This is a genomic window from Roseobacter sp. (assembly GCF_024639605.1).
Classification (GTDB): domain Bacteria; phylum Pseudomonadota; class Alphaproteobacteria; order Rhodobacterales; family Rhodobacteraceae; genus Roseobacter.
On the sequence record NZ_JAHEHZ010000166.1, the window covers coordinates 1 to 6,515 of the forward strand.

At 60.8% G+C, this 6,515-nt stretch carries 8 protein-coding genes and 1 riboswitch; of the genes, 3 read left to right on the plus strand and 5 right to left on the minus strand.

What is annotated here, in order from left to right:
* On the minus strand, positions 1-429 hold a 429-nt coding region (locus tag Q0M35_RS16175; protein ID WP_295317223.1), incomplete at its 3' end, for a PLP-dependent transferase.
* Between the two features lie 60 nt (positions 430-489).
* A riboswitch (SAM riboswitch) is annotated at positions 490-566 on the minus strand.
* A 117-nt stretch (positions 567-683) separates the two neighbouring features.
* Between Q0M35_RS16175 and Q0M35_RS16180 the strand changes: the two genes are divergently transcribed.
* The 3 genes from Q0M35_RS16180 (at position 684) to Q0M35_RS16190 (ending at position 3,208) form a co-directional block, all read left to right on the plus strand.
* Positions 684-1,682 (plus strand): alpha/beta hydrolase, encoded by a 999-nt coding sequence (locus Q0M35_RS16180; protein WP_295317226.1) that lies wholly within the window; start codon positions 684-686, stop codon positions 1,680-1,682.
* Entirely contained in the window at positions 1,666-2,370 is a 705-nt protein-coding gene (locus tag Q0M35_RS16185; RefSeq protein ID WP_295317228.1) for a glutathione S-transferase N-terminal domain-containing protein, read from the plus strand. Before Q0M35_RS16180 ends, Q0M35_RS16185 begins: the two co-directional genes overlap by 17 nt.
* Before the next feature lie 106 nt (positions 2,371-2,476).
* Positions 2,477-3,208: a cyclic nucleotide-binding domain-containing protein gene (locus Q0M35_RS16190; protein ID WP_295317235.1), complete on the plus strand. Its 732-nt coding sequence runs from the start codon at positions 2,477-2,479 to the stop codon at positions 3,206-3,208.
* Here the strand turns inward: Q0M35_RS16190 and Q0M35_RS16195 are convergent.
* The 4 genes from Q0M35_RS16195 to Q0M35_RS16210 form a co-directional block, all read right to left on the minus strand.
* Positions 3,205-3,813 (minus strand): inner membrane-spanning protein YciB, encoded by a 609-nt coding sequence (locus tag Q0M35_RS16195; RefSeq protein WP_295317236.1) that lies wholly within the window; start codon positions 3,811-3,813, stop codon positions 3,205-3,207. The genes Q0M35_RS16190 and Q0M35_RS16195 overlap by 4 nt on opposite strands.
* Before the next feature lie 16 nt (positions 3,814-3,829).
* Positions 3,830-4,732, minus strand: a complete 903-nt coding sequence (locus Q0M35_RS16200; RefSeq protein ID WP_295317238.1) for an EamA family transporter — start codon at positions 4,730-4,732, stop codon at positions 3,830-3,832.
* Positions 4,733-4,744: 12 nt separating this feature from the next.
* A complete protein-coding gene (gene ftsY / locus Q0M35_RS16205; protein ID WP_295317240.1) occupies positions 4,745-6,259 on the minus strand; it encodes a signal recognition particle-docking protein FtsY in 1,515 nt (504 codons plus the stop codon).
* Between the two features lie 76 nt (positions 6,260-6,335).
* On the minus strand, positions 6,336-6,515 hold a 180-nt coding region (locus tag Q0M35_RS16210), incomplete at its 5' end, for an NADH-ubiquinone oxidoreductase-F iron-sulfur binding region domain-containing protein (RefSeq protein WP_295317248.1).

Genomic DNA, 6,515 nt, shown 5'->3' on the forward strand with positions numbered 1-6,515 from the left:
GGCCGCCTCCCACTGCGCCAGATCCGTGCCGTCAACAAAAGTCACTTCGACACCATATCTGGTCAGTACCTCTTCGAGCACGTACAGACAGGAGCCGAAAAGCGCCCGCGAGGAGACCACATGATCCCCCGCGCGCAGCATCGACATGAGCGCGCCCGAGACCGCAGCCATGCCGGAGGCCGTGGCAAAAGCATCCTCAGCCCCTTCCAGAGAGGCGATGCGTTCCTCAAACATCGCCACTGTCGGATTGCCATAGCGTGCATAGATAAATTCATCCGGACCCGCTTCGATAAAACGGGCTTCTGCGGCTTCGGCGCTGTCATAAACAAAGCCCTGGGTCAGGAAAATGGCCTCGGATACCTCACCATACTGACTGCGCCGGGTGCCGGCATGAACCGCACGTGTTCGCTTGCTCAGATCTTTCGTCATCTCTTTCTCTCCCGGCCCTTTCGGGCACAAAAAAACCCCAGACGCGGCCAACGCGACGGGGGTTCCTCATCGGTGACCTTTTAGCGGAATATTTTACGTGGCCCGCAATCCGGTAACAAATCGCCACGCAGAAAGCGTTAGATCAACGGATGTTGCGCGTCAACACCGTCACGTTGCTGTAACAGCATCTTCACACGGTTGTCGTATGCATGTGAGAGACCTCAGCCACAATATCTTGTAGAGAGGGCGCCTTAATGCCACTGCTCAGGATCAACGCAACCCCTCAGGGGTTTGCACTGCATGACCCCGGTCAGTCCGCGCGCCTTCTGATTGCACGGCCCGGCACCGGCACCGGCCCGGTGATCATCATGCTGCATGGCTACAAATACGCCCCCTCCACACATGCCCATTGTCCGCACCACAAAATCTTCGGCACCGGTCCGCGCAGCTGGCCTCGTGCACTGGGCTTTGACACGGGAGACCCGCAGGAGGGGCTGGGTATTGCGCTCGGGTGGTATGCGCGCGGCCCACTGGCGCGCGTGCATCGCAGGGCGCGTGATCTGGGCGGCAGCCTTGCGACAATCATCTCGCTTCTGCGTGCCAGCGCGCCGGAACGGCCCGTACATATCATCGCGCATTCCATGGGTTCTGAAGCGGCGCTTAGTGCGCTTGAACACCTGCCCGCGGGTGCTGTGGATCGCATTGTGCTGCTGACCGGGGCAAGCTTTGCCGGACGCGCGCAGGAGATGCTCCGCACGCCCGCCGGGCGCAGAACCGAAGTTTTCAATATAACCAGCCGTGAAAATGACCTCTTTGACATGGCCTTTGAGCGGCTCGTGCCGCGCGAGATACCGGCAGACCACGCCATCGGCCGGGGCATCAGCGCTCCGAATGCATGTACACTGCAACTGGACTGCGCCCGTACGCTGGATGCGCTGAGCGCCCTTGATCTGCCGATCGGAGCGCCCTCACGACGGATCTGCCACTGGTCGGCCTATACCAGACCTGGTGTCATGGCCCTTTATACGCAGTTGCTGCGCACCCCCGACAAGCTGCCCTCCGGTCTGTTGCGCAGCGCACTGCCCGTCAACACAGCACCGCGCTGGTCGCGGCTCTTTGCCGGCGGCGGTACCGGCACGGGGCGCTCAGGTACTGCTTCGGCCCTGCCTGCTATGCCCCTTGCCCTGCGTGTGAAAAACCGCATCATGGCCGGCACACAAGCCCGGGGAAAAAATAATGAGCACGCCTGTTGATCTGTACTTCTGGCCGACGCCGAACGGCTGGAAAATATCCATCGCCCTTGAGGAGATGGGACTGCCCTATGAAACACATCTGATCAACATTGGTGCCGGGGACCAGTTCGCTCCGGAGTTTCTCAAAATCGCGCCCAACAACCGCATGCCGGCGATTGTTGATCACGACGGACCCGGGGGTGAGCCGGTCTCGATCTTCGAATCCGGCGCGATCCTGCTTTATCTGGCTGAAAAGACAGGGCAGTTCGGCGGCGGTACCGCGCGCGAGAAAATCTCAGTGAATGAATGGCTGATGTGGCAGATGGGCGGACTGGGACCGATGGCGGGCCAGGCGCATCACTTTTTGAAATATGCGCCGGCGATGGATCCGCCCAATGATCTTCCGTACGCAAAAGACCGCTATCGCAATGAGACCGCGCGGCTTTACGGTGTGCTCGACCGGCGACTGGCGCAGAGCGAATATGTGGCCGGCGGGTCCTATACGATTGCGGATATGGCGATCTGGGGCTGGGCTTCGCTCTGGGAAGGGCAGCAGCAAACGCTGGAAGACAAGCCGCATATGGCGCGCTGGCTCGATGCGGTGAGCACGCGACCGGGTGTGATTGCGGGCCGCGCGCTTCATGCCGAAAAGCGCGGCGATTTCCGCAAGGACAAAGACGCACAGGACAAACTTTTCAAACGAAGCTGATCCTCTGCGCAAACCGTCAGAAAACAGTACAGGTTGTCTCGTTTTCCTTTGCATCAGGGGCGATTCTCCTCAAAGGTCCTGCTCGTTGACTTGGGGGAAGTAACGAGTGGACTACGTGCAAAGCGTCATGCCACCGGAATACCTGGTGTTTCTGGCCGGTGCATTTTATGTTGCCGGCCTTGCGATCACGAACCAGATCGTGCTGCGGCTTTTCGTGCTCGTCGGCACAGGCATTTACATTCTCTACTATGCGATCATCGCCGACCGGCCGCTCTGGGAGGCGATCCTGGTCAGCCTGCTGATCGTTGCGGCCAACCTCTGGGGTCTCACCAGTCTGCTGGCGCGTAATTCGCGGCTTGCCATTCCCCGGGCCCACCGGGACATCTACGTCGAGTTCCCGCGTCTGCCGCCCGGCGATTTCCGGGCGCTGATGAATCTGGCAACGCGCTACAGCGTTGAGAAAGACAAACAGATCACCGAAGAAGGCGAACCCGGCACCCGGCTTTACTATGTGATCAGCGGCTCGACGCTGGTGCGCAAATCCGATCAGGCTTTTGTGCTGCCGCCAAATCTTTTTCTGGGTGAGATCGCCTTTCTCACCGGTGTGCCCAGTTCCGCTTCAACCTGGCTCGAAGAAGGTGCCGAGGTTCTCGAGTGGCGTTTCGACGATCTGCGACGCAAATGCGCCCGCAGCGCGCGGTTCCGCCTCGCGCTCGAAGCCGCGATTTCGCTTGATCTCGCGGGTAAGGTTGCCCGGTCCATGGGCCGGGATGCCGTCCGGGTCGATGCGATCCCTGAGCCGATGGTCGACGCCCTGGAACGCGTCTCTGCAAACTAGCTGTCGTCGGTCGTTTCGTCGCTGATCAGATAGGGCTGCAGCGCCATAAACTGCCACATCAGAAAGGCCATCAGGGCCACCGGAAAAGCAAAGGTTTCGATCTTGACCCAGGCATCCGTCGACATGGTGCGCCAGATGATCTCATTGGCCACAGCCATTACCGCAAAAGCAGCACAGAGCCGGCGCGTCAGGATCATCCAGCCTTCTTCGCGCATCGGCATCATGTCGTTCATCACATAGGCCAGCCAGGACTGCCCCCGCATCAGCCCGATCCCCAGCAGCACGGCAAAAAGCCCGTAGACGATGGTCGTTTTCATTTTGAAAAACCGCTCGTCGTTGAACCATGCGGTAAGCCCGCCAAAGAAAATCACCATGACGGCCGTGAAAACCTGCATCCGGCTGAGTTCTCCTGTGAGTTTCCACAGGATGGCCATGGCCACCAGCAGAATGGGCACAAAGACTATCGCGGCCACGATGAACCCGGTGTATTCAGTACCGCCAAAAGTAAACACGTCATCCCGGATCCACAGATAGATCAGGAAAAACGCTATGGTCGGCCCCAGTTCGAGCACCTGTTTTACAATCGGGTTTATCGGTTTGGCCACGTATCCATCCTGCTTGTTATCCGCCCGTCTCAACTATCACAGCCCCCAGTGCAATCAATGCCATAAGGGCAATCCGTCGCGGGCCCACTGTCTCGCGCAAGAACAGCCAGCCGATGATCGCGGCAAAGACAGTTGAGGTCTCGCGCAGCACGGCCGCCTCACCCACTTTATCGAGACGGGTCGCCATCATCACAGCGCCAAAGCTGCAAAAGGCCACAAGGCCTCCGAAAACGCCTTTGATCATCAGCGGTGGCAACTCCGGCCGGTCAGTCATCCGCTGCCAGCGGCGCGCAGCGATGATCGGCATCAGAAAACCGTCGATTAAGAAAAACCACGCGAGGAAGGTGAACGGATTGGCCGTGGCGCGAATCCCGTAGGCGTCCCACGTGGTATAAAGCGCCACGAAGAGCCCGGTCATCACTGCAAGCCCCAGAGCTGCGTTCAGCGTATCGCGTTCTGAGACCAGAAAGATCATGTTATAGACCGCCAGCCCGAAGATCCCCGCGAGCAGTACCGCAACCCCCAGCCATTGTGTGCCGGTGAAGGTCTCTTCAAAGATCAGATAGGCCCCGATCACCGTAAAAAGCGGACCCGTGCCGCGCACCACCGGATAAACGACCGTGTAGGCGCCTTTGGTATAGGCCCAGGCCTGGAGAAGCTTGTAGATGACGTGGATGACCCAGACGCCCGCAAAAATGGGCCACATGTGCGGCTCGGGCCATGGCACCACGAAAAGCGCAAAGGGTGCGGCCATCACCATATATGAGAAATCGATCGCGCCGCGGGTCAACCAGGGATCATGACGCCCCTTTTGCAGCGCGCCGAAAACCGCGTGCAGAAAAGCGGCCATCAGCGCCAGCACAAGCGCCACCTGATGCCCGGTTTCCGTGCCTTCGATGGAGATCAGCCATTCAGTCATCGCGCGCGCGGCTTACGCCCGCTCTACTCCCATCAGCGCATCGGCGAATTCTTCGGGATCAAAAGCATCGAGGTCGTCGATCTGCTCGCCAATGCCAATGGCGTGAATGGGCAGGCCGAATTTATCGGCCAGTGCCACGAGCACACCGCCCTTTGCGGTGCCATCGAGCTTGGTCATCACCAGCCCGGAGACGTCGGAGATATCGCGGAAGACCTTGACCTGGTTCAGCGCGTTCTGGCCGGTGGTCGCATCCAGCACCAGAAGCGTGTTGTGTGGCGCGCTTTCGTCTTTCTTGCGGATAACACGCACGATTTTAGCAAGCTCTTCCATGAGATCGCTGCGGTTTTGCAACCGCCCTGCGGTGTCGATGAGCAGCAGATCGGCGCCGTCGGCCTGGGCGCGGCCCATAGCGTCAAAGGCAAGACTTGCCGGATCCGAGCCTTCTGGCGCCGTCAGCACGGGCACGCCGGCGCGATCCCCCCAGACCTGCAGCTGTTCGACAGCGGCGGCCCGGAACGTATCCCCGGCAGCAATCACCACCTTTTTGCCCGCCGCGCGGAACTGGCTTGCCAGTTTACCAATGGTCGTGGTCTTGCCCGAGCCGTTCACACCGACCACCAGAACCACCTGCGGTGTCCTGGGGTAAAGCGGCAGCGGGCGGGCGACCGGCTCCATGATGCGGGCAATTTCAGCTGACATCAGTTCTTTGATTTCGGCGACGGAGAGATTACGCCCGATATGCCCTTCGGCCATATTCGCCACCACACGCAGGGCCGTATCAACGCCCATATCCGCGCTGATCAACAGCTCTTCAAGCTGTTCGAGCATTTCGTCGTCAAGCGTGCGGCGCACGACGGTCCGGGGTGCCGTGCGTCCAAAAAGACGGCCCAGCATGCCCGGTTTCGCCACCGGCTCAGCCGGGCTGTCTTCACGAAGGACCGGAGCGGAGGCCACTTCGGTGCGCGGCATCACGAGCGGCGCGCGGGATTCCCTTTCAGGCTCCGGCTCGGGCTCGGGCTCGGGCTCGGGCTCGGGCTCGGGCTCGGGCTCGGGCTCGGGCTCGGGCTCGGGCTCGGGCTGAAGGGTCTCCGGAACGGGCATCGGGTCAAGCGGTTCCTCAGCCGGCCGGGTCTCATCTGCCGGCAACGGCGCGTGCTCCGGGTCAACAGCCTCGGGAAGGGCCTCCACAGCGGCCGCAGGCTCCTCCATCAGATCATCTGCGGGCGGGACCACTTCTTCTTCATCCGGCGCGTCAACCGGCTCTTCCTGCGGCAGCGATGGTGCGGGCGGGGCATCTGTCGGAAGAGGTTCCGCCTCGGGCACGGGAACATCAGGCGATGGCGCGACCGATGCAGGTTCCGCCTGAGGCGCGTCGTCCGGCGCGCGGGCAACGGAAGGTTCCTGCGCGTGCGGCAGCGGTGCGAGGGTTTCTTCCACGCCGCCATCCGTCACGATCGCTTCCAGACCCTCATCGATCTTTGAGGAGGACTTGAAAAGACGGTCTTTGAGTTTCTTGAAAAACGCCATGGCTGCGGCCCCGATACCTGAAAGCTCCTCCCCGTCTAAGGGGATTTGAGCCGGAACGGAAGGGCTGCAGGGCCGCTCAGATTTCGTCGGGGAAGTGTTTGATCACATGCCGGATCGGGTTTGGTGCGGCCTGCCCCAGACCGCAGATCGAGGCATCGACCATCGCGGTGCTGAGTTCTTCCAGCAATACCTGATCCCAGTGCTCCGCCTGCATCAGCTTGACCGCCTTTTCGCAGCCCACCCGGCAGGGCGTGCA